We start from the raw sequence: 21,625 nt of genomic DNA, 5'->3' as shown, positions 1-21,625 counted from the left end.
GTGGTCGGATTATTCGACAACGACAACGACAACGACAACGTACCGGAATCTCGGTCACCACATCAGTTCTGATCGCACCCTAGCCATGTCCCGCTGCGATCAGGACTCACCCGAGCAGCACATCCTTGGCCTCGTTGATCTTGGCCGCCAGATAGTCCGAGCCGCCCCGGTCCGGGTGCAGGCGCAGCATCAACCGCCGGTGGGCCGCGAAGACCTCGTCCTGGCCCGCGTCGGCCGCCAATCCCAGGACCGCTCGCGCCTCTTCCGGCACCATGCGCAGGGTCGGCGGCAGCTTCGTGTCCACGGCCGCCCGCGGCGCGGCAGGGCGCTGCACCGGCTGTCCGCGCTCGCGCTCCAGATAGACCTCCAGGGCCTCGGCGGAGGCGATGTCCATCTGGTTCCAGCGCACGAGGAGTTCCAGCAAGTCCTGTGTGGAAACAGCGTCCAGCGACTGCCCCTGGTGGACCCCATCCAGGAGTTCACCGCTGATATGCCCGGAGAGCTGATCGATGGCCAAGCGCACACCGCGGGTCGCCACCCGGGACTCGTGGGGTCCCTGGTAGTTGCGCGGCCCCTTGAGTTCCCGCACCCACAGCGCGGTGGCGCCGGCCACCGCGCTCGGCATGACGATGAAATTCAGCACCGGGATCAGGCTGAGCCCGGCCGTCGCGGCGCCGAACCCCAGGCACAGGCCGCGGCGCTCACGCAGGCGCCGGCGCTGCTCCGGAAACTTCAGCCCGTTGTTGCCCATGGGGTAATCCGCGTACTGGACGGCCAGGATCCAGGCGGTAAACAGAAACCAGAGCACCGGGCCAACCAGGGGCACGAACAACAGCAGCAGAAAGGGGATGGCCCAGAGCAGGGCGTAGAGCACTTTTCTGGCCTCGTCCCACAGGGTGGGCACCAGGTCTTTGAGCAGCCGCACCGCACCCCCGTCCTGCTCCAGGGGCCGCCCGGTGAGCAACAGTTCCACCTTCTGCGCGAGCAGCCCGTTGAAGGGCGCCGCGATGAGATTGGCGATCAGCGAGAACCCGTAGACCACCAGCACCAGGAGCAGCAGGACGAAGAGCGGCCACAGGACCCAGTCCAGCCACTGGAGCCAGCCCGGGACCCGCCCGTGCATCCAGGTGATGAACCCCTCGAACCAGGACACCCCGGCCGCGATGCCGGCCGTAAAGACCAGAATATTGATCAGCAAGGGAACTATGACGTAGCGGCGCAGGCCGGGGCGGCTGATGAGGCCGATGCCGGTCAGCAGATAGCCGGCACCGGAGGCAGGATCGACGGGCATGGCTGGATTCGCTTGGTTTATACCGGGACGACAGTATACCGAGCCCGGACCCGCAACGCCGAAAGGAGCCGGGGCGTCCCGCCCCGGCGTCTACCAAGCCCGGACCCGCAACCCCATCCGCAGCGACTCAGACCGGCGGCAGCGTCAACACCCCGGCCAACCCGCAGTAACCGAACTGCTGGTGCTCCGATTCGAGCGCCGGCGACAGGGGGTCGGCCGGCGGGTTCACCCAGCGCCAGGCCATACAGTGGCTGCCCTTGCAGACGATGTGCTGCTGGGCGCCGGAGACCACCGGACAAAAAAAAGCGCTTGGCGCCTTCTTCTTTAGTTCCAGTCGATCGGCCGGGAGCGGCGACGGGGGCCGCGCCCGGGCTCAGGCCACCGCGGCCGCCGCGTCGCTCTGACCTTCCGTCAAGGCCCGGTGCATGACGATGTTGAGCATGCGCATGGCCGCCGCGACGGCGGCATAGACCTGGTTGGCGTGCACCCCGCGGGTCTTGAACTCGCCCTGATCACCCTCCCCCTCCCAGGTGATGGTGCACTCGGTCAGCGCATCGCTGCGTCCGCCCTTGGGGATGCGCACCTCGAAGTCCTTGAGCCCCGGCAGGCTGATGCCCTGGCGCTTCACCAACCGTGCCAGGGCGTTGTCGAAGGCGGCGAAACCACCGTTACCGCTGCCCGCGGCGCTGAAGACCTCCGCGCCCAGGCGCAGCTTGATGCTGGCGGTGGACTCCAGGTCCAGGCTGGAGGTGACGGTGCAGGCGAGCAGTTCCGCGTGGTGATAGTCCTTGCTGTCCAGGACCTCGGCAATGATGAAGGGCAGGTCCTCGATGGTGATGGTCTTCTTGGAATCGCCCAGCTCGACGATCCGCGCCAGCACCCGGCGCTGGTTCTCCTCCGACAGGCTGATGTCGAGGCGCTCCAGGTTCTTCGCCAGCGACGCCTTACCCGCCAGCTTGCCCAGGGCATACTTGCGCCGCCGCGCGAAGCGCTCCGGGGAGAGGCGCGTATGGTAGAGACTGCCCTTGCGGTCCCCGTCGGCATGGATGCCGGCGGTCTGGGTGAAGACATCCGCCCCCACGATGGGGGCATTGTCGGCGATGCGCTTGCCGGAGAAGTACTCAACCAGCTCACTCACCCGGGCCAGATGGCTCTCATCGATCCCGATGGTGAACCCGAGCTGGTCACGCAGGTTGACCGCCACCTCCGCCAGGGACGCATTGCCCGCCCGCTCGCCCAGACAATTGACCGTGCAATGCACCGCCGCCGCGCCCGCCGCCGCGGCGGCCAGCACGTTGGCCGTCGCCAGGCCATAGTCGTTGTGGGGGTGGAAGTCGAACCTGACCCCGGCAAAGCGGCGGATCATGTCGCCCATGGCGTGCGTGACCCGCTCCGGGGTCATGACCCCGAGCGTGTCCGGCAGCATGAAGTGGGCGATACCGCAGTCCGCCAGGCGCTCCATCAGGCCGTACACATACCCCGGCTGGTCCTGATAGCCGTTGGACCAGTCCTCCAGGTAGATATTGACCTTGAGGCCGCGTGCCAGGGCGATGGCGACCGTCTCGCGCACGTCCGCCGCGTGTTCGTCCAGGGTCTTGCCGAGTTGGCCGCGGCAGTGCGTCTCGCTGCCCTTGGCGAGCAGGTTCAGCACCCGCCCGCCGACGCTCGCGATCCACTCCACGCTGCGCCCCCCGTCCACAAACCCCAGCACCTCCACGCGCTCCGCCAGCCCACGGGTAGCCGCCCAGTCGATGATCCGGGCCAGCGCGTCCTGCTCCCCCGGCGACACCCGCGCCGAGGCCACCTCGATGCGGTCCACCCGCACCAGATCCAGCAGCGCCTTGGCGATGTTCACCTTCTCGTCCGGGGAGAAGGAGACCCCATGGGTCTGCTCGCCGTCGCGAAGCGTCGTGTCCATGATCAGGACGGTGCGGGGGGAGTCGGTCATGGGCAGGTCTCGGCAGGCATCAGGGGTCCCGGGCAAGGGCGTGCTCCCCTGTTTCATTGGCTCACATCGCCCTCCCGGGGGGTGGGGCGACCACGGTGGTAATGATATCACCCAAATCCGGCCCGCCGCCGCGTCAGGCGTCGGTCCGGCGCGGGCGGAGCCTGATCCGGCGGCACCGATCCAGGGCGTCCCAGCCCAGACGCGGGAGGGGTTTACCGCGCGTGCGCGGACACCCGACACCGCTGGCGCGCGGCCTGTCGGCCCACGCCACGCCGCACGTCTGGAATAGTCTAGACTGGCGCCCAACAGCCCGGTGTACGTCGGGGATCACCATCAGGCAGCAACGACAACGCGCAACTTGTCGCCAAGGGCTACCAAAGTTCCAATCCAGGTATCGAAAGAGAAACTCATGGCACACCCACTCGATGAAGAGACGCGCAAGCAACTGTGTTGATTCACTTAGCACTCGCGCTCCTAGTACCCCGCTCCAGCTATTCTTGCGCCTGCTCAAGCCCCGAAGGGGCGCGATATACCAGCCCAGGGCAACGCCCTGGGATAGCGTTGTTTATTCGGCCTAGCCCTGAAAGGGCGTGACATCGGGAGCCATGCCGTTATGTCACGCCCTTTCAGGGCTACGCTCTGCGATAACCCATACCCAGGGCGTTGCCCTGGGCTGGTATGTTCGACCCCGTTGGGGTCGATACGCAAGATAAGCTGAAACCGGGTACTAGTCGTAGGGTGCGCCGCGCGCGCCCGAGCCACCCCGCTGCCGTTGCGTCTCTGCGCAAGGTGCGCGCGGCGCACCCTACGCCGAGGGCATCGCGCACCCGGGCGATCACCTCCGGGCGCAGAGAGGCTGCGGTTGATCGCCGTCGCCAGGATTTCGGTCGGCGCCACGGCACACCCTGCGCTCGCGGTGCGGCCTAATGGTCCGGGCGGTTCCATCGTGCGGTACTCGGCACTTGGGCTGTGAAATTGCCCGGTGGCCCCTGCGGCAACGTCTAGCCAGGCTCGACTTACCACAGTTGGGCGGGTGGCCGGATTGCCGCGCCGCGGCCCGTCCAACGGACCCAACTGAGCAGACGCGGCTCCGGGATGCCCAGTCAACGGCCGCGTCAGGTTTCGGCGCGAAAGTAGCGGCATGACAACGGGCTATTGGTGCTCAAGATGAGGTATATTTGGCGCCGGTATCCATATTTCCGTCCAAGCCCCTCAAGAGCCAACACATGGATAAAATCAAAGGGCCACAATTTCTGCGATTCTGTATCCCAATTGTCGAGACCTTGCAGGATCTCGGTGGTTCTGGGCAACCGAAAGAAGTGACCAACGCGGTTCTGGAGCGCCTGCACATTTCGGAGCACGAGCAGGCTGAGACCACCAGGAACGGCAGTTCGCGCGTACGCAACCAAGTTGCATGGGCACGATTTTATCTGGCTACAGTGGATGTCGTCGATGCTTCTAAACGGGGCGTCTGGGCGTTGACTCAAAAGGGCCGAACTCTTCAGCTCTCGCCAAACGCCGTTTCGCAACTGTTTAAGAATGCGCAGGCGATTTTGGCCGCTCGTAGCGAGAAGCCAAGAGCCGTTTCCGATGGCGCGGAAATCGCCCCGCCGACGGAGCCGCCTGGTGATATTCCAGGCACCCGATCCCTTCTCGATGTTCTGAAGTCACTCCCCCCGGAAGGTTTTGAACGCGCGTCGCAGCGACTACTGCGCGAGTCCGGGTTCGAGCGCGTCGTCGTCACTGGCAAGTCCGGCGACGGGGGCATTGACGGCAACGGAATTCTGCAGGTCAATCCTTTCGTTAGCTTCACAGTGTTATTTCAATGTAAACGCTACGCCGGTTCGGTTTCTGCATCACAGGTTCGCGATTTCCGCGGGGCGATGGTCGGACGAGCTGACAAAGGCATCATCATCACGACCGGCACCTTTACTACAGAGGCGGTGAAGGAAGCGCGACGCGACGGGGCTCCGCCCATCGAACTGGTCGACGGCGACACATTGGTCCAGATGTTTGAGCGCTTGGAACTTGGAGTCAAACCGAAGACCGTCTACGAAGTCGATGAGACGTTCTTCGAGGAATACCGCTGATGGGAACATCCAACTGATCCAGCACGGGCGCCAGACCGGGACGCCCAGGCCCGCACAGCAGCGCCTGCAGCATCCCCATGGCGGTGCGCGGCACGGCCCCGACCGCCAACGCCTCACCCAGGCGCAGGAGGTCGATCTCCGTGGCCGAAGCCCAGTAGTGTCTCCCAAATCTGCATCGCGGCCCCTGCCGTGTCGTCGTTCAGCCGCGGATGTTAACCGACCGGCGGCCTGGAAGCGCCAACTCTGGGAGCACCAAGCGCCGACGGAGATTGCGCAGGCGATTGCGCAAACAGTGCAACGCCTGACATCATGGGCCGATGACCACATCAGAGACCGACATGGACGACCGACGTGCCGCCTGGCCCGTGCGCGGACTCGCGCGTCGGTTCCCGGCCGACGACCTGGAGAGTTTGCAGACCTTGCTGAAGGAGTACGCCTATCGCCTGCCCGACGAACTGCCGCATGGCGTTGAGTTTGTGCAGGCCGGCGGACCTGGCGACGATTTCTACATGGCCACCAACGGAAAGGGCGGGTTCTGGTTCCGCGAAATCGAGCATGGGTCATTCACAGTGGCTATAGCTACACCAGAACCGTCGACCGGTTGTGGCGGGTGGCAGGTGCGTGCGGTCTTGGTCCGCGCGATCTGGCGGGGCCGTTGGCAACGATCAATCGCGCGGCGGATCTACTGGAAGGCTCACGCCATGTCGCAACGATTCTTACGCGACACAGCGGCCATTCTCAGGTCAAGATTCAAGCCGCCTTGGATTTGATCTCACTGACGGAAGAGCGCTTTGCCTCCTCGCTGGGAGAGATCAAATCATTGTAGAGAAACTCAAACCGGAGATCGTCATCAGAGATTTCCCTGATATAAGCATCCGAGCGGGCGCCGTCGTCGCGCATCGCAAAGAGCATCGCGAGACCAACCAGGGCCTCGTCAGGGGAGACGGACGCACGGTAAGCCGCCGCGTCGGTGTCTGCCAGATAACGCAGTTCGTCGGGGGTAGGGGCGTAGTCGAAAATCGTTTCCATGGTGGGGCGCCGTGTGAGGAACCTGTGGTCAGTATAGCCCGGGGCACCGGGGAGGAGGGTAACCGCTTGCCGTCTTGGCCGCTCCACTGGCTTGCGGGCTAACGGCACCGTGGGACGGCGTCTCCGCCGCAGGTCCGCGCCGCGCCGGTGTTCGGCGCCCCCAGGGCGGCGCTCCCGGGTTGCACCCCGTCGGCACTGCGTTTAGCCTTCCCCGGCCGCACCACCGTCGGCCGGAGGACCGCAACAACATGAACGACGACCAAGCACCGGGCTTTGCCACCCGCGCCATCCATCACGGCTACGACCCCCTGGACCACGAGGGGGCGCTCAATCCCCCGGTCTATCTCAACTCCACCTACGCCTTCCCGGACATCGCCGAGGGCCAGCGGCGGTTTCGCGGCGAGTCGCCGGGTTACATCTATTCGCGCGTCGGCAACCCGACGGTCAGCGTCCTGGAGGCGCGCCTGGCGAGCCTGGAGGGCGGCGCGGCGGCGCTCGCCACGGCCTCGGGGATGGGCGCCATCACCTCGACCCTCTGGACCCTGCTGGCGGCCGGCGACGCCATCGTCGCGGATCAGACGCTGTACGGCTGCACCTTCGCCTATCTGGAGCACGGACTGGCGCGCCTGGGGATCGCCGTGCGCTTCGCCGACCTGACGCGGCCCGCGGAACTGGCCGCCGCCCTGGACGCGCACACCCGCGTGGTCTTCTTCGAGTCCCCCGCCAATCCCAATATGCGCCTGGTGGACATCGCCGCGGTCAGCGCCATAGCCCGGGGGCACGGGGCCCTGACGATCGTCGACAACACCTACTGCACGCCCTATCTGCAACGCCCGCTGGAACTGGGGGCGGATCTGGTCGTGCATTCGGCGACCAAGTATCTGGGCGGACACGGCGACCTGCTGGCCGGCGCGGTGGTGGGCAGCGCCGAGCTGATCCAGCAGATCCGCTTCTTCGGGGTCAAAGAGATGACCGGGGCCTGCATCTCGGCCCTGGACGCCTATCTGGTCCTGCGCGGACTAAAGACCCTGGAACTGCGCATGGAGCGTCACTGCGACTCGGCCCAGACCCTGGCGGAACTGCTCGCCGGCCACCCGGCGGTGGCGCAGATCTGGTATCCGGGCCTGCCGTCCTTTCCCCAGGGCGACCTGGCACGCCGCCAGATGCGCCGGCCCGGGGGTATGATCGCGCTCGAACTGCGCGGCGGCTACGCGGCCGGGGTGCGCTTCATGGACGCCCTGCGGCTCGTCACCCGGGCGGTGAGTCTGGGCGACTGCGAGACCCTGGCCCAGCACCCGGCGTCCATGACTCACGCCACCTATGCCCCGGAGGAGCGCGCCCGGCACGGCATCAGCGAGGGCCTGGTGCGCCTGTCGGTGGGGCTTGAAACCTGTGCCGACCTGGCCGCCGATCTGCGCCAGGCGTTGGCCGGGCTCTGAGCGCGGCCGGAGGCCCGCGCCGCGCCCGCCGCGCATCCCGATCGTCGATGACTGACACCACCGGAGCGACCTGCCGACCCATGTCTGACCCAGAATCCGCCACGCCCGAGTCCGCGCCCCCCGCCAACGACCACACCCTGCTGGAACTGCGACTGATGGACGCCGTCGCCGCAACGGTCGCGGTCGACGCGGTGGGGCAGACGTTGCGAGGGCTGGGCCTCACGGCCGCCGTGCGCGACAGCCTGGCCACGGTCCTGGTCCAGCTCCTGCTGGAGGCGCGTGAGCGCGAGGTGTTCGCGGATGATCCGCCGGTGGTACAGGTGACGCTCGGCCTTCACGGCAACCAGGCCCGGGTGCGGGTGAGCGACCTGCGCATGCCGCGGTGGGGCGAGGAACCCAAGCCCTGCCGGTCCGACCAGTTGGTGCGCCAATCGCGGCTGGATGGGTTCCACCGGGGCGAGCAGGGCAACAGCGGCAACTGGAGCGAGTGCATCCTGAACCTGCCGGCCGCGGCGGGCGGCACCCCGCCGGACCTTGAGATGCCGACGGATACGCCGCGGGTGACCGCGGCGGCGGCCGCGGCGGTGCAACTGCGCGAACTGTGCGCCGCGGATGCCGAAGGACTGGTGCGGCTCATCTATCGGGTCTATGGCTACAGCTACCCAAAGCCCGAGTTTTATTCGCTGGAGGAGATTCGGCGCCTGCTGAAGGTGGGCGGATTGAGGGGCATTGTGGCGATCGATGACACCGGCCAGGTCGTGGGCCATGTGGCCATTGTCCCTGATACCCCTTACCTCACCTGCGAGTTGGGGCGCCTCGCGGTGGACCCCGGCTACCGGGGGCATAACCTGGCCGCGCGGCTCACCGATCAGATGCTCGCGCTGGCGGGCCGGGCCGGCGTACCGGCGCTCTGGGCCGAATGCGTGGCCAATCACCCGGCCTCCCAGCGCACCTTTCTCGCGGCGGGCGGTACCGAGGTGGGGTTGCTGCTGGACGCCTTTCCCGCGATGCGGATGTCCCGCTTCGCCGCTCCCCTGCAGGCGCGCCAGAGCCTGGTGCCGATCGCCAAGGTCCTGGCGCCGGGCCGATCCTTCAAAGCCCATCTGCCTGCCCATCTGGAGCCGATCTACCGGCAATTGATCGGCCAACTCGGCCTGCAACGCGACCTCGACACCAGTGACCGGACGCCCTCAGGCACCCTGGCGCTGCACGTCGCGCTGCTCCCCCAGATCAACGGGGGCTTTGTGGCCGTGGATCAACTGGGCAGCGGTGGGGTCAAGCGCGTCCGCGCGGAGATGGCGGCGATGATCCAGGCCCGCATGACGGTCATCTATCTCGATATCCCGCTGGCCGAGGCCGGTGCCGGCCATGCCATCGACGTGGCCTACCAGCACGGTTTCATTTGGGGCATGTTGTTTCCCTGCGCCCGCGCCGACGGCGACGTGCTGCGCCTCCAGTGGCTTGGTTCGCAGGTCCTGGACGTGAACGGCATTGTGTGCGCCACTGAGCATGGTCGGGCGATGAAGGAGTGGGTGCTCGGGGAACGGCAACGTCGGCTTGCCGGTTCCTGAGCCGTCGGCGGCCGGTAAGGGCCGCGCCGCGCGCACTCGCGCGAGCCACGTCAGCAGGCGCCATAACCAACGAGAGGACCCAGTCATGCCGATCAGCAACTCGCGTCCGGGCCTGCTACCCCTGATCTTTGCTCTGCTCCATGTTTCCGCGGTCATGGCCGCGGGCGGCACCGACCACCAGCAGCACCAGCCCTCTCTCGCTTCCGCGGCCTTCGTAGATCGCGGCGCCTGCCCATTTGAATGCTGTGAGTATACCAATTGGATTGCCAAGCGCGAGATCGCCGTCCATCAGGAAATGAGCGAGGCATCGCCAGTCATCTATACTGAGGAAATGACTGGACAACATTATCGATGGCGAACTTCGGCGCAGCTGCGCAGCGCCCTACTCTGCGTTGGACTGATTCTCTCTGGTTGTGTGACCGATCCCGTGTTACGGCAGGCAATCTCGGAAGCGTCAGCCAATCCCGGACCGGCCATTGCGAAACTGCGCCCCTTCGCAGAGGAGGGGAACATTGATGCGATTGTTGAGATCTGTGTCGCATACGGACGAAGTATTGACTCCAGCGCTCCCCTCGACGAAAGGAAGCGCGCCTTCGAGTGGTGTCGGACGGCGGCGAGAAGCGGCTCGGCGGCATCGCAATACCATCTCGGGAATTTTCATGCATGGGGCATCGGGACGACCGAAGATCGCAGCGCAGCTCTGCAGTGGTATCGGCAAGCTGCAAGTCAGGGACATGTCGCCGCTGAGGATGCTGCCCGGGCGTTGGAGGGGAAGCCGTCGATCTGCCGCAACCCGATAACCGGATGCCGATTAATGTAGCCTCTTATTGGGTTCACCCGACTTCACCAACTTTCACCCGCCCTCGGCCGGGTCTTCACCAAGCCCCGCCAGACTGTCCCGGTCCATCAACCGACCGGCCCTGCTCATGGGCTCACTGCTGCACCCGTCGGCTCGACTGGTACGCCGTCGGGCGCGATGACCGGCGACCGGGCTGACCAGGCGGCGGCCCTCAGTGGACCGGACTCGCGGCGCCGGCAAAAAAGACCTCGGCCGCCGGGTGCAGCGGCAGGGTCAAGCCGACGGCGGCGCTGCGGCGGTTGATCTGTGACCCGGCCGCGGACCCGGCGGCAACGAAGTCGATCCCGCCGAAGAGGGCACCGAGCACCAGGTCGACATCGGCCCGCGGCAGGCGCTCCGCGGCCACCAGCAGGGCGGTCGCCGCCAGCGTCGGTACGGCCTCGACCTGCCCCGGGTAGGTGTCGGGCGGCAGTTGGATCGGCACCAGCCCGGCGGCCTGGCCGGCCAGCGCGTGCTGGAGGTCCGGCGCGATGGGCAGGAGCCGGATCAGGCCCAGCGCCGCCGCCGCCTGGATGCGGGCGGCCGGGGCGCTGATGGTGGCAATGACCGCGTCGACCCGTCCCGCCGCCAAGTCCGCGAGCCCCTGCTCCAGACCGCCCTCCCGGACCGCCGCCAGACCCTTCACGTCGACCCCGGCCGCGGCCAGGAGCAGGAGGGCGTTGGCGCGACTGCCGGAGTTGGGCTGGCCGATCTCCAGGCGCCGGCCAGCCAGGTCGTGCGGGGTCCGCAGGGCGGAGTCGGCGGCCACGATCAGGTGCAGGGGCTCGGGGAAGAGGCTGGCGAGCACGCGCAGGGTGGGCTGCGGACCGGCGGGCGCGAGGCCGTCGCCGCCCGGCAGCGCCGCGGCGGCGAGATCATTCTGCACCAGGGCCAGGTCCGCCCGGCCGTCGCGCAGCAGTGCCAGGTTCTCCGCGCTGCCGGCCGTGGTGAGCGCGTCGGCGGTGCGGCCCCGCGCGGTCAGGGTCTGCGCCAGCAACTGCGCCACCCCCTGGTACTCGCCGCCGGCCGGACCGCCGGCCAGGATGAGCGCGTGTTCCAGGCGGTCCAGGCGCTGGGTGATGGTCACGTAGGCCTGGTCGAGTTCCTCATTGATGATCCTGTACTGGCGCTTGGGGTCGGCGCTCTGGCGCGCATAGAGCTGCTTTAAGCGCGCAAAGAGTTGCTGGGACGCGGCGCTGCTCGCGGGGCTCAGCGGCGCCGAGGGGGTCCCGACGCCGGGCAGGGTCACCGCGACCGGCACCCACCCCTCGGCCGCGGCGGCGTCGCGCACGAAACTCGCGCTGCCGTGGACATAGACGCGATCACCGCGCCGGTTGCCCGCCTGGTCCAGGCCGCTCACACCCAGCGGCGTGGCCCCCAGCAGGCTCGCAAAGGCGGCGATGTTGAGCGTGTCCCAGGAGGAGAAGTCGAGGTCCCGCTCCAGGCCGAGCACGGCGTTGAAATAGACGATTTGCCGGGCGCGGCCCTGCGCGTCCGCGGCCAGGGGGCCGCTGCCCAGGCGGCGCAGGCGCTCGATGGCGAAGGTCTGGGGGCCGAAGGCCTGGGTCAGGCGCGACTGGATCACCGCGTCGAGCGCGGCCTGGTCCGGGGCCTCCCGGCAGCCGGTCAGCAGCAGCACGGCCAGCAGCAGCCAGAGCCCGCGGGTGAGTTGCATCAGGGATCGCTGCATGATCAGAACCCAAACCAGGGCAGTGCCAGGAACCCCTGGATCACCAGGGCGTTGGTAATGTCGATCAGGAAGGCGCCGATGATCGGCACCACAGGCGCAGCGACATCAGGGCCATGGTCAGGAAGAGCGACAGACAGACGGTGCCGAGCAGTTCCACCGTGGGCCCGTCCACCCGGTAAAACCCGCGCAACCCCAGGCTATTGCGCAGCACGATGCCGGTCAGCAGGCACCACACGAAGGTCGGCAGCTTAAGGCCCGGGATCTGCACGGTCTCCGCCAACAGGGTGCCGACCCCCAGGCACAGCATCAGCAGCAGCACCGTCTCCATCAGGGACTCCGGGCTCAGGGGCCGCCGCTCATCGGTGCGCAGCGAGCCGGGGCCCTGGTCCGCGGCCGTGTCCCAGCGGGGTTCGAGCCCATGCCGCCGGATCAGCCACTGGGCCGTGGGTCCACCCAGGATGCCGCCCAGCACCAGCCCGAAGGTGGCACAGGCCATGGCCACCTCCACCGCCCCCTGCAGGTTGTTGACCTCCCCGAACAGCTTGCCATAGGCGGCCCCGGTGCCGTGACCGCCGGTCAGGGTCGCCGAGCCCCCCAAGAGGCCCATCAATGGGTGCAGATCGAGTCCCTTGGCGATGGCGATGCCCAAGGCATTTTGCAGCAGCAGGGCCAGGATCACGACGGCGAACAGGATGACCAGCTTACGCCCGCCCCGGGCCAGGGTACGCAGCTCCGCGCTCAGCCCAATGGTGGAGAAGAACACCAGGAGCAGCGGCGCCTGGGCGCGGGTATCGAACTGCACCTGAAAGTCCCCAAACCGCGCAGCCGTCAGCAGCAGCGCCGCCGCCAGCCCGCCCACCACCGGCTCCGGGATGCTGTAGCGTTGCAGCACCGGCACCCGCGCGATCAGGGCCCGCCCCGCGAGCAGGACCAGGATGGCGGCGACCGCCGTCAAAGCGAGCGAGACCTCGACCTGCATGGGTAGCGTCCAGTCGGGATGAATCGGAAAGGCGGTCGCGGGTCCGGGCCTGAGGTGGGCGCGGCGACCGTTCGTCGGCGGGGGTAAGGTTAAGCGAAAACGACGCGCGATGCAGCAGCGTACTGGGAGCGCCGCACCCCAGTGCGGCGAGACCTCTCTGCGACACGGGACGCCGCGTTCGGCTGAGCCGGCTGGGCGCCCTGCCCGCGAATGTCCCGGCCAGCCTGCCCGCGTTGCGACCGCCCCGCTGCGCGCGGGCCTGGTGTCGTCCCCGCGACCGGGCGCCCGGCCCCCACTCCGGGCTATACTCGCGGCGGCTCCACCGGAGGATCACCGTGTCACTCAAGACCAGACCCAGCTACCAATTCGAGGACTATCTCGCAACCGAGCGGGCGCAGACGCAGGTCAAGCACGAATATGTGGACGGCAAGGTGTTCGCCATGACGGGCGCCTCATTCAATCACAATCTGATCGTGCTCAACCTGGGAAGCGAACTGCGGGCGAAGCTCAAGGACCGACCCTGCCACGTCCTCCCGAGCGACATGCGCGTGCGCATCCAAGCGGCGAACGCCGGCACCTATCCGGACCTGGTGGCCCTGTGCGAAGCACCCCGCTTCCATGACCAGCGGCGCGATGTGCTCATCAACCCGGCCCTGCTCGTCGAAGTCCTCTCCCGCTCCACGGAGGCCTATGACCGCGGCGGGAAGTTCGCGATCTACCGCCGGCTGCCGAGCCTCAAGGACTATGTGCTGGTGAACCGCGACCGCCCCCTGGTGGAGGTCTATACCCGCCAACCCGACGGTCGTTGGCTGCTCGACGCGATGGAAGGGATGGATGGCGAGGTCCGCTTCGAGTCCATCGCGTGCGCGGTGGCCATGCGGGAGATTTACGACAAGGTGGATTTCGAGGCGGAGTAGCATCTTCATCGGTCAGTCTTAGCGCCGGACAGGAATCGATCAGACAGGCCCTCTGTGAGTATCGCAATCCCGTCGTTCGGGTATTCGTCTTAGCCGACGGGCGAGCATCCCCCGATTTTGAGCCCGATGGCACTGTGATCGGCCTCGATACTGAAACCGCGCTAAAATCCCCCAACCCCGGCACCGCCAGGGCAACCCGGGGGGACTCGCCATGGCCCCAGTCAGCGTACTGCACATCCGCCAAGCCGATCGCGTCGATGGACACTACCCCATCCGGCTGCGCCTGCGCTGCCCGGACCAACCGGACCTGGAGGCCGAGGCGCGCATCGCCTTCGCCCTCAGCGCCCAGGAGCAGGAAGACCTGCGCTGGTACCTGGAGGACTATCTCCAGAACCCGGGGGCCGTGGAGCCGGTCCAGATCGAGCAGATCGAGACCCTGCTGCGCACCCGCGGCGAGGACCTTTACCGGCAGGTCCTCGCGGCCAATCCGGACACCCAGGCCCTCTGGTTCGCCATCCGCAACCAACTCGCGGATCTGCGCATCGAGATCGCCTCCGGCATCACCGGTGCCGCGGCCATCCCCTGGGAGCTGATGCGTGACCCGGCCTCCGACTCCGCCATTGCGCTGCGGGTCCGCGCCTTCGTCCGGGTCCAGTCCAACCCCAACATCGCCTTCGTCCCGCTCCCGCCCCCGCCCCCGCGGGGTCCCGACGACGACGGGCGCATCCGGCTGCTCTATTGCTGCTGCCGGCCCAATGGCACCGACGACGTGGGCCTGCGCGCGGTCGCCAACCGGCTGCTGCAGGGCCTGGGAGCGCAGCGGCCCCGCTTCGCGATCCGGGCACTGCGCCCGCCCACCTATGAGCAACTCCAGAAGGACCTGACCGACGCCAAGGAGGCCGGCCGACCCTTCCACATCGTCCACTTCGACGGCCACGGCGTCTATGCCGATCTGGCCGACACCGCACTGGCCGGCTGGCAGGATCAACTCTCCAACCACAGCCTCGGCGCCAAGTCCAACGGCAAGCAGGGCTATCTGATCTTCGAGCACCAGGGGGGCAAGGACAAGGTCCGCCCGGTCCCGGGCGCGGCGCTCGGCCAACTGCTGCACGACAGCGGCGTCCCGGTCCTGGTGCTCAACGCCTGCCAGTCCGCCATGCACGAGGCGAGCGAGCGCCCGGCCGACGCGGCGAGCGTCCACGACGAGGTCCGGGCCATCGGCTCGCTCGCCCAGGCGGTGGTGGACCAGGGCATCCCGGCCGTGCTCGGGATGCGCTACAGCGTCTATGTCGTGACCGCCGCCCAATACATCGGCGCACTCTATGCCGCGCTCGCCAAGGGCCGCGGCCTGGGCCAGGCCGCGAGCGAGGCGCGCAAGGCATTGAGCCGCAACCCGGAGCGCTGGGTGGGGCTCAAGCCCCGGCCCCTGCAGGACTGGTGCGTTCCGGTGATCTACGAGGCCATCGACCGCCCGCTGCTCGCGCCCGGGCAGACCGCGACGCTCAACCCCGGACCGGACCTGGACCCGGTCCAGAACGACCCGGCGCTGCGCCGCTATTGCCCGGACCAGGGGTTCGTCGGCCGCGACGAGACGCTCCTGATGCTCGATCGCGCCTTCGACACCGCCCCGGTGGTCCTGCTCCATGCCTATGCCGGCCAGGGCAAGACCGCCACCGCCGTCGAATTCGCCCGCTGGTACGCCCAGACCGGGGGGCTCGGCGACCAACCGGTGGTCCTGCTGACGTCGTTTGAGGTCCACACCGACCTCACCGATGCGCTGAACCGCATCGGCCAGCGCTTCGCCCCCATCCTGCAGGCCAACGGCATCGAGTGGCACAGCATCAACGACGAGACCCGGCGCCGCACGCTGGTCCTGCAACTGCTGCGCCTGATCCCGGTCCTCTGGATCTGGGACAACCTGGAGCCGGTCGCCGGCTTCCCGGCCGGCACCCAGTCCGCCTGGACCCCGGCCGAGCAGGCGGACCTGGCCGATTTTCTCAAACAGATCAAGCTCGACCGCCAGACCAAGGTCAAGCTGCTGCTGACCTCCAGGCGCGACGAACAGGGGTGGCTGGGCGGCCTCCCGCGGCGCATCCGGATGCCGCCCATGTCCGCGGCCGATGCCGCGCTGCTCGCGCTCGAGCTGGGCCGGGAGCGCGGACTGGAGCGCGCCGGGATCAGCGACTGGCAGCCGCTGCTCGACTATTGCGCGGGCAATCCGCTGACGCTGCGGGTGCTCATCGGCCAGGCGGTCGGGCTGGGGCTCAGCGGTGCGGGTCAGATCGCCGCCTTCGTGCAGGCGATCCGTGACGGCGCCCGCCCGATCGCCGATGGCCAGGGCGGTGGCGACGCGGACGCGGAGCAGGGGCGCGACCGGTCGCTGCGCGCCTCGCTGGACTATGGGTTCGCCCATGCCTTCTCGTCGGCAGAGTTGCCGGTCGTCGCGCTGCTGCACCTGTTTCAGGGGGTGGTGGATGTCGATGTGCTGGCCTTGATGGGCGGAGGCGACCATGGGCTGCCGGCGTTGCAGGGCCAGGACCGGGACCGGCTCACCGCACTGCTGCGACGCGCCGCGGACATCGGGCTCCTGACCCCGCTCGGGGGGACCCTGATCGGAATTGGGTTCGGCATCCACCCGGCACTGCCCTGGTTCCTGGGCCAGGTCTTCGCGCGCTGCTACGACGGCGCCGAGGCCCGCCCGGCGGCCGGGGCGGCGCGGCGCGCCTGGGTCGAAGCGGTCGGGGCCCTGGGCAATTACTACCACGGCCAGGTCATTGCAGGTCACCAGGACGCGATCCAACCGCTCGCGCTGGAGGAGTCCAACCTGCTGCACGCCCGCCGGCTGGCCCGACGGCAGGGCTGGTGGTCGCCGGTCACCTCGGCCATGCAGGGCTTGCGGTCGCTCTATCAGTACCAGGGGCGCCTGACCGAGTGGTCCAGGCTGGTGGCCGAGTGCGTGTCGGACTATTGCACGGCGGACGATGGGCCCGTCCCCGGGCGGGAGGACGGGTACGGCCTGGTCATGGATTATCGTGTCCGTCTGGCCCAGGACCTGGACCACGACCTCGCCCGCGCCGCCGACTTGCAGGCGAAGCGGGTCGACTGGGACCGGCAAGCGGCGGCCGAGGCCCTGGGGCTGCCGGGGGATGCGCCGTTGGATGCCGAGCGGCACAACCGCGTCCGGTCCCTGGGGGTCTCGCTGGCGGCGCTGGGCACGATCCTGCGCGAGCAGGGCAACGGCGACTGCGTCGCCCGCTATCTGGAGGCCATCGGGCACTGTCGGCGCATCGGCGATACCGCCGCCGAGGCGATTACCCACTTCAACATCGGCCACGCCTACAAGGACATCCCAGCCATCCGCGACCTGGACTCGGCCGAGTCCGCCTACCGGCGCAGCCTCGACCTGTTCGATCCCAACGATTCACTGAACCGCTCCAAGTGCCTGCAAGCAATCGGCATGGTGCATCACGAACGCTTCGACGCCGCGCGCGCACGGGGCGAGCCCGAGTCGGTGCTGCTCGGCCAGGCACAGTCGGCGGAGACCCATTTGCTGCAAGCCTTGGCGCTCTGCCCGGTCGGCGCCATCGCCGACCTGGGGCCGATGCACAACCAGTTGGGCGTTCTCTATAAGAACCTCGGCCAGACCGAGCGCGCCCGCGAGCACTACGAGCAGACCCTGCAGTTGGACGAGCGCACCGGCAACCGCTACGGCGCCGGCCAGACGCGCTTCAACCTCGCGCTCCTGTATCGCGACTCGGCCAAACGCGAGGCCGCCCTGCCCCGCCGCCGCGACCTGCTGCACCGCGCCCAGGCCTACGCCCACTCCGCACTGCGCGACTTCGGCCACTACCAGGGCCGCGCCGCCGATCTGGAGGCCCGGGCGCAGCAACTCATCGACTCGATCGCCCGGTCGCTGGCCGAGCCGCCGCCCCCGTAGGGTGCGCCGCGCGCACCACCCGCCGCCCGCGAGCCCCGTCGAGCGGGTCAGGCGCGCCCCCTTCGCCCTGCCCGTCAGGCCCCGTCGGTGGCGGCGCGCCTTAGCCCGACGCGGCGGCGCCGACCCTGGGAGCGGCCCGCGGCCGCGATCAGACGCCGCCGCAACCCGCCACGCCGCGTTTCCCGCGGCGCCCCTGTGGGAGCGGCTTCAGCCGCGACCCAAGGCCGCGGTGACCCGCGACGCTCGGGCAACGCGCGAGGCCTCGTCGCGGCTGAAGCCGCTCCCACAGCGTCGCTGCGCGACGTTCAATGCAAAGCCGCTCCCAGGGGATCGGCGCCGGACCTTAACGGTCACCGCCAGGCCGCTGGTCCGCTGGTCCGCTGGTCCGCACAGCGGACCCTACGGGCTTCAACCGCCGGGCGGATCAGCACCGTAGCGCCGTAGGTCGGGTTAGGCGCGCCCCTTCACCCTGCCCGTCACACTCCGTCGGTTGCGGCGCGCCGTAACCCGACGCGGAGGCGCGGACCGTCGGGTTACGCTGCGCTAACCCGACCTACGCCGGTTCCGGAGGTCGGGTTAGACGCGCGTCGCACGAGACATGCAGCAATACGGACGGTTAACCCTGGAAAGAGCAGTTCTTACGCCAAGGCGCTAAGCTCGCCAAGGCATTTCACGGCGTTGTCGAAGTGATCTGGCTCGCCCATCGGGCGATTCGGATGCTGCACAAATCACCTTGTTTCTTCTTGGCGTCTTGGCGTGAGGAATTTCCGGATTTGGGTTAACGCGCGCCGTAACCCCCGTCCCGCCCCGAGTCGCGGGCGCATTCGACGACCGGCGGGGTTACGCCGCCCGGCGCGCCAGCGGCAAACGCAGGTCGACTTCATCCCATGGCACCCGCACCCGGCCATCTGCGCCGCGCTCCACCACCATCCACTCCATCAGGGCGGCCACATCACTGCGGACCTCCGCGTCATCGCGCCCCAAACCGCGCGCCAACTCGGCGGTGGTCAGCGGACCCTGAGCACTCAGGTAGGTCAGGAGCGCCCAACGCCCGAGCGAGAAGACCTCCAGCAGTTGCGGAAGCGACTCGAAACCGATGCCGAAGTAGGGCTCCGGCGTCTCGCCCGCGTCCAGGGACTCCATAACGCCGCGGGCACGGTCGAGCAGGTCGGCCATCGGCTCGGCCACCTTCACATGCAGCACCTTCATCGGTTCGCCTCCACGTCTTTCCGGAAATCGCGCAGCAGGGTCGGGATGTCAGCGAGGAAGGGCCATCCCCCGCGCGCCCTCCTGCCCCGCGCCTGCCTACAATGTTGGCCGGGACCATGCTCAACGCCGTCGGAAGCTTCAGTTTGACCTGGGTACCGGCCCTCCCCAAGGGGACCACGAGACCCGGACCCGATCCGTTGCGACCGTCAGGATGGCGCCGGCAGCCAAGTCCTCTGCGTGGCGCGCCAAGGCTTCCCCCATGAGTGCGATACGCGCACTCGCGGGCACATCGGGAAGCCGCACGATGCCGCAGTGTGCCTCGCCGGCACGAAAGACCAGTGCGCCGAAGTCGGAATCGATGGTAATCAAGACGCGCTCCTCACGCCTTGCCCACTCCAACAGGGCCTGATCGCCCGGGTCCGGCCACACTTCGGTGGCGCTGCGCACGTCATGGCCCTGCTCGCGAAGCCAGTCGGCCAGCCGCCGGCCGGCGCAGCGGTCGACGAGAAACCTCATCCCCCGAGAACCGCTATCCGCTCGATCCGGTCATGAGCGACGACCGCATGGGCATACGCGAGGCAGGCCGTGATGTCGTCCGCCTCCAGACCGGGATAGTCGGCCAGGATGGCGTCGGCGGCCTCACCTTGCGCCAACAGCGACAGCACCATTTCCACTGAGATCCGCAGGTCGCGGATGATTGGTTTGCCGCCGAATACGTCGGGGCGCGCTGTGATTCGGTGCAACAGGTCGTCTCGGTTCATGGGCCGCTCCGGTCAAGTCGGTGAGTCTGCTGGTCGGATTATGCACCTGGGACCGCGGACGCGGGGAATCTGCGCATGATGTGGGTCTCGTCTTGCACCCTGGAAGAAGCATTTGTTTCACGCAAAGACGCAAAGACGCAAAGTTTTTCAATGCGATATCTCTGTCGCACGGTTCGCCTGCCGGGTGCCGGGGTCATTGTTTGCAAGGTTCTATTCTTCTTTGCGTTCTTGGCGTCTTTGCGTGAGCAATTGCGGATTCCAGGTTCTGGCCGTCACCCCGGAACATGAAAGTTCCTTGCGGGAGCGGACTGCGGCCGCGCCGCGGCGAACGCCGATGCCGCGCTCCTCACGCGACCCGTCGCGGCTGAAGCCGCTCCCACAGCGTCACTACGCGACTTTCGCGGTAAAGGCGCTGCCTTGGCATTACCGCCCTGCCCCGCCCTCAGGCCGCCATAGCCAGCCGCAGATCGGTCTGGGCATCGGCCCCCGTCAGGCGCAGGTCGTAGCGTTCCTGCAGGATCTTAAAGACGTTGGGCGTGATGAAGGCCGGCGGATTGGGGCCCAGCGTGATCCCCCGGATGCCCAGATGCAGCATGGTCAGGAATACGGCGATGGCCTTTTGCTCGAACCAACTGATCACGAGCGTTAGCGGCAGGTCGTTGACGCCGCAGTTGAAGGCCTTGGCAAGGGCGGCGGCCACGGCGATGGCGCCATAGGCGTCGTTGCACTGGCCCATGTCCATCAGGCGCGGCAGGCCCAGGTGCTCGCCGTAGTCGTGGTCACGGATGCGGAACTTGCCGCAGCCGAGCGTCAGGATGAATGAGTCCGGCGGGGTCGCCTGGGCATAGTCGGTGAAGTAGTTGCGCCCCTTCTCCGCCCCGTCGCAGCCGCCGATGACGAAGAAGCGGCTGATCTTGCCGGCCTTGACCGCATCGACAATGGTCTGGGCCTGGTCCAGCAGGACGGTGCGGTGGAAGCCGATGGTGGATTCGCCGGTGGGCTGCTCCTCGCAGGGCGGGCCAGCCAGCGCGGCGGCGATCACTGGGGAGAAATCGCCATTCGTCAGGCGCTGGCCATTGGGCACGGCGGTGGCGCGGGTGGTGAAGAGCCGGCCGCTGTAGCTCTGTGGGGGGATCAGGACGCAGTTGGTGGTGCCGAGCACCGGCCCCGGGAAGGCGGCGAACTCACGCTTCTGGTCCTGCCAGGCGCCGCCGTAGTGGCCCGCCAGGTTGGGGTGCCCGCTGAACTTCGGGTACATGTGGGCCGGCAGCATCTCGCCGTGGGTGTAGACCTTGATCGCGGTCCCTTCGACCTGTTTGAGCAGGTCCCAGAGGTCCAGCAGATCATGGCCGGTGACCAGGATGCCGGGGCCGGCCTGGGTGCCCTCCTTGACCTTGATCGGGGCCGGCTTGCCGAAGGTCTCCACATGGCCCTCGTCGAGCAGTTGCATCACCCGCAGGTTCATCTCCCCGCATTTGAGACACATCTCCAGCAGCGACTCCAGATCGAAGTTGACGTTGGTCATGGTCGCGAACAGGGCCTCTTCGATGAAGGCGGAGACCGTCTCATCGTGCTTGCCCAGTCGGCGCGCGTGGTTCGCGTAGGCGGCCATGCCCTTGAGCCCGTAGAGCAGGGTCTCCTGCAGTGACTGGACGTCCGCGTCCTTGCCGCAGGTGCCGGGGGAATTGACGCAGGCGGTCTGGCGAAAGGTCTGTTCGCATTGATTGCAGTGCATGGGGGGGCTCTTCTGTCGCTTGAGGTTCGGGGTCGTCGCTCCGCCGCGGGCGGGCCGACGCTGGACGAAGAGTATCGAGGGGGGTGGACAGAAGGGCCTTGATTCAGGTCAAGCCTGACCGGGCGTCGTTGTCGTTGTCGTTGTCGTGGTCGTGGTCGTTGTCGTTGTCGGTGTCGTTGTAGTTGTGGTTG

The 21,625-nt window shown here is 67.8% G+C and carries 17 protein-coding genes; 7 read left to right on the top strand and 10 right to left on the bottom strand.

The genetic code is table 11. The features are described 5' to 3' along the window. Positions 1-106: 106 nt before the first annotated feature. The 3 genes from cysZ to QZY48_RS07380 all read right to left on the bottom strand — a co-directional run bounded on the left by cysZ (position 107) and on the right by QZY48_RS07380 (position 3,239). Positions 107-1,291 (bottom strand): sulfate transporter CysZ, encoded by a 1,185-nt coding sequence (gene cysZ / locus QZY48_RS07390; RefSeq protein WP_295429638.1) that lies wholly within the window; start codon positions 1,289-1,291, stop codon positions 107-109. A 127-nt stretch (positions 1,292-1,418) separates the two neighbouring features. Next, positions 1,419-1,583, bottom strand: a complete 165-nt coding sequence (locus QZY48_RS07385) for a hypothetical protein (RefSeq protein WP_295429637.1) — start codon at positions 1,581-1,583, stop codon at positions 1,419-1,421. An 81-nt stretch (positions 1,584-1,664) separates the two neighbouring features. Further along, on the bottom strand, positions 1,665-3,239 hold the full coding sequence (locus QZY48_RS07380; protein WP_295429634.1) for an alpha-isopropylmalate synthase regulatory domain-containing protein: 1,575 nt from the start codon (positions 3,237-3,239) through the stop codon (positions 1,665-1,667). Between the two features lie 1,226 nt (positions 3,240-4,465). On the opposite strand from QZY48_RS07380, the gene QZY48_RS07375 reads away from it, so the two are divergent. Both QZY48_RS07375 and QZY48_RS07370 read left to right on the top strand, forming a co-directional pair. After that, the gene (locus QZY48_RS07375; RefSeq protein ID WP_295429632.1) at positions 4,466-5,329 is read left to right on the top strand and encodes a restriction endonuclease; all 864 of its coding nucleotides are present in this window, start codon (positions 4,466-4,468) and stop codon (positions 5,327-5,329) included. 338 nt (positions 5,330-5,667) lie between these two features. Then, positions 5,668-6,099: a hypothetical protein gene (locus QZY48_RS07370; protein ID WP_295429629.1), complete on the top strand. Its 432-nt coding sequence runs from the start codon at positions 5,668-5,670 to the stop codon at positions 6,097-6,099. On the opposite strand, the gene QZY48_RS07365 is transcribed toward QZY48_RS07370, so the two are convergent. Then, positions 6,080-6,358 (bottom strand): hypothetical protein, encoded by a 279-nt coding sequence (locus tag QZY48_RS07365; RefSeq protein WP_295429626.1) that lies wholly within the window; start codon positions 6,356-6,358, stop codon positions 6,080-6,082. The genes QZY48_RS07370 and QZY48_RS07365 overlap by 20 nt on opposite strands. Before the next feature lie 248 nt (positions 6,359-6,606). Between QZY48_RS07365 and QZY48_RS07360 the strand changes: the two genes are divergently transcribed. The 3 genes from QZY48_RS07360 (at position 6,607) to QZY48_RS07350 (ending at position 10,188) form a co-directional block, all read left to right on the top strand. Then, positions 6,607-7,797 (top strand): methionine gamma-lyase, encoded by a 1,191-nt coding sequence (locus QZY48_RS07360; protein WP_295429624.1) that lies wholly within the window; start codon positions 6,607-6,609, stop codon positions 7,795-7,797. Positions 7,798-7,877: 80 nt separating this feature from the next. Continuing rightward, a complete protein-coding gene (locus QZY48_RS07355) occupies positions 7,878-9,368 on the top strand; it encodes a GNAT family N-acetyltransferase (protein WP_295429621.1) in 1,491 nt (496 codons plus the stop codon). Between the two features lie 85 nt (positions 9,369-9,453). Then, entirely contained in the window at positions 9,454-10,188 is a 735-nt protein-coding gene (locus QZY48_RS07350) for a tetratricopeptide repeat protein (protein ID WP_295429619.1), read from the top strand. A gap of 190 nt (positions 10,189-10,378) precedes the next feature. On the opposite strand, the gene QZY48_RS07345 is transcribed toward QZY48_RS07350, so the two are convergent. Both QZY48_RS07345 and gltS read right to left on the bottom strand, forming a co-directional pair. Beyond that, entirely contained in the window at positions 10,379-11,881 is a 1,503-nt protein-coding gene (locus QZY48_RS07345) for a TAXI family TRAP transporter solute-binding subunit (RefSeq protein ID WP_295429616.1), read from the bottom strand. 79 nt (positions 11,882-11,960) lie between these two features. Beyond that, entirely contained in the window at positions 11,961-12,875 is a 915-nt protein-coding gene (gltS, locus tag QZY48_RS07340) for a sodium/glutamate symporter (protein ID WP_295429613.1), read from the bottom strand. Between the two features lie 335 nt (positions 12,876-13,210). Here gltS and QZY48_RS07335 point away from each other — a divergent pair, with 335 nt between their 5' ends. After that, the gene (locus QZY48_RS07335; protein WP_295429612.1) at positions 13,211-13,792 is read left to right on the top strand and encodes a Uma2 family endonuclease; all 582 of its coding nucleotides are present in this window, start codon (positions 13,211-13,213) and stop codon (positions 13,790-13,792) included. A 211-nt stretch (positions 13,793-14,003) separates the two neighbouring features. Further along, on the top strand, positions 14,004-17,729 hold the full coding sequence (locus QZY48_RS07330) for a CHAT domain-containing protein (protein WP_295429610.1): 3,726 nt from the start codon (positions 14,004-14,006) through the stop codon (positions 17,727-17,729). An 840-nt stretch (positions 17,730-18,569) separates the two neighbouring features. Here the strand turns inward: QZY48_RS07330 and QZY48_RS07325 are convergent. The 4 genes from QZY48_RS07325 to hcp all read right to left on the bottom strand — a co-directional run bounded on the left by QZY48_RS07325 (position 18,570) and on the right by hcp (position 21,434). Next, positions 18,570-18,938 carry a hypothetical protein gene (locus tag QZY48_RS07325; RefSeq protein ID WP_295429608.1) on the bottom strand — a complete coding sequence of 123 codons (369 nt, stop codon included), beginning with the start codon at positions 18,936-18,938 and terminating at the stop codon, positions 18,570-18,572. A 138-nt stretch (positions 18,939-19,076) separates the two neighbouring features. Further along, positions 19,077-19,454, bottom strand: coding sequence for a DUF5615 family PIN-like protein (locus QZY48_RS07320; protein ID WP_295429606.1), 378 nt, complete (start codon positions 19,452-19,454; stop codon positions 19,077-19,079). Further along, the gene (locus QZY48_RS07315; protein ID WP_295429604.1) at positions 19,451-19,699 is read right to left on the bottom strand and encodes a DUF433 domain-containing protein; all 249 of its coding nucleotides are present in this window, start codon (positions 19,697-19,699) and stop codon (positions 19,451-19,453) included. Before QZY48_RS07315 ends, QZY48_RS07320 begins: the two co-directional genes overlap by 4 nt. A 442-nt stretch (positions 19,700-20,141) precedes the next feature. Then, positions 20,142-21,434, bottom strand: a complete 1,293-nt coding sequence (hcp, locus tag QZY48_RS07310; protein WP_295429601.1) for a hydroxylamine reductase — start codon at positions 21,432-21,434, stop codon at positions 20,142-20,144. Between the last annotated feature and the right edge of the window lie 191 nt (positions 21,435-21,625).

Origin of the sequence: uncultured Thiodictyon sp., assembly GCF_903828115.1 — a bacterium.
Taxonomy (GTDB): domain Bacteria; phylum Pseudomonadota; class Gammaproteobacteria; order Chromatiales; family Chromatiaceae; genus Thiodictyon.
Note: the sequence above shows the minus strand (reverse complement) of the source record. Positions and strands in the feature narration are given on the sequence as shown.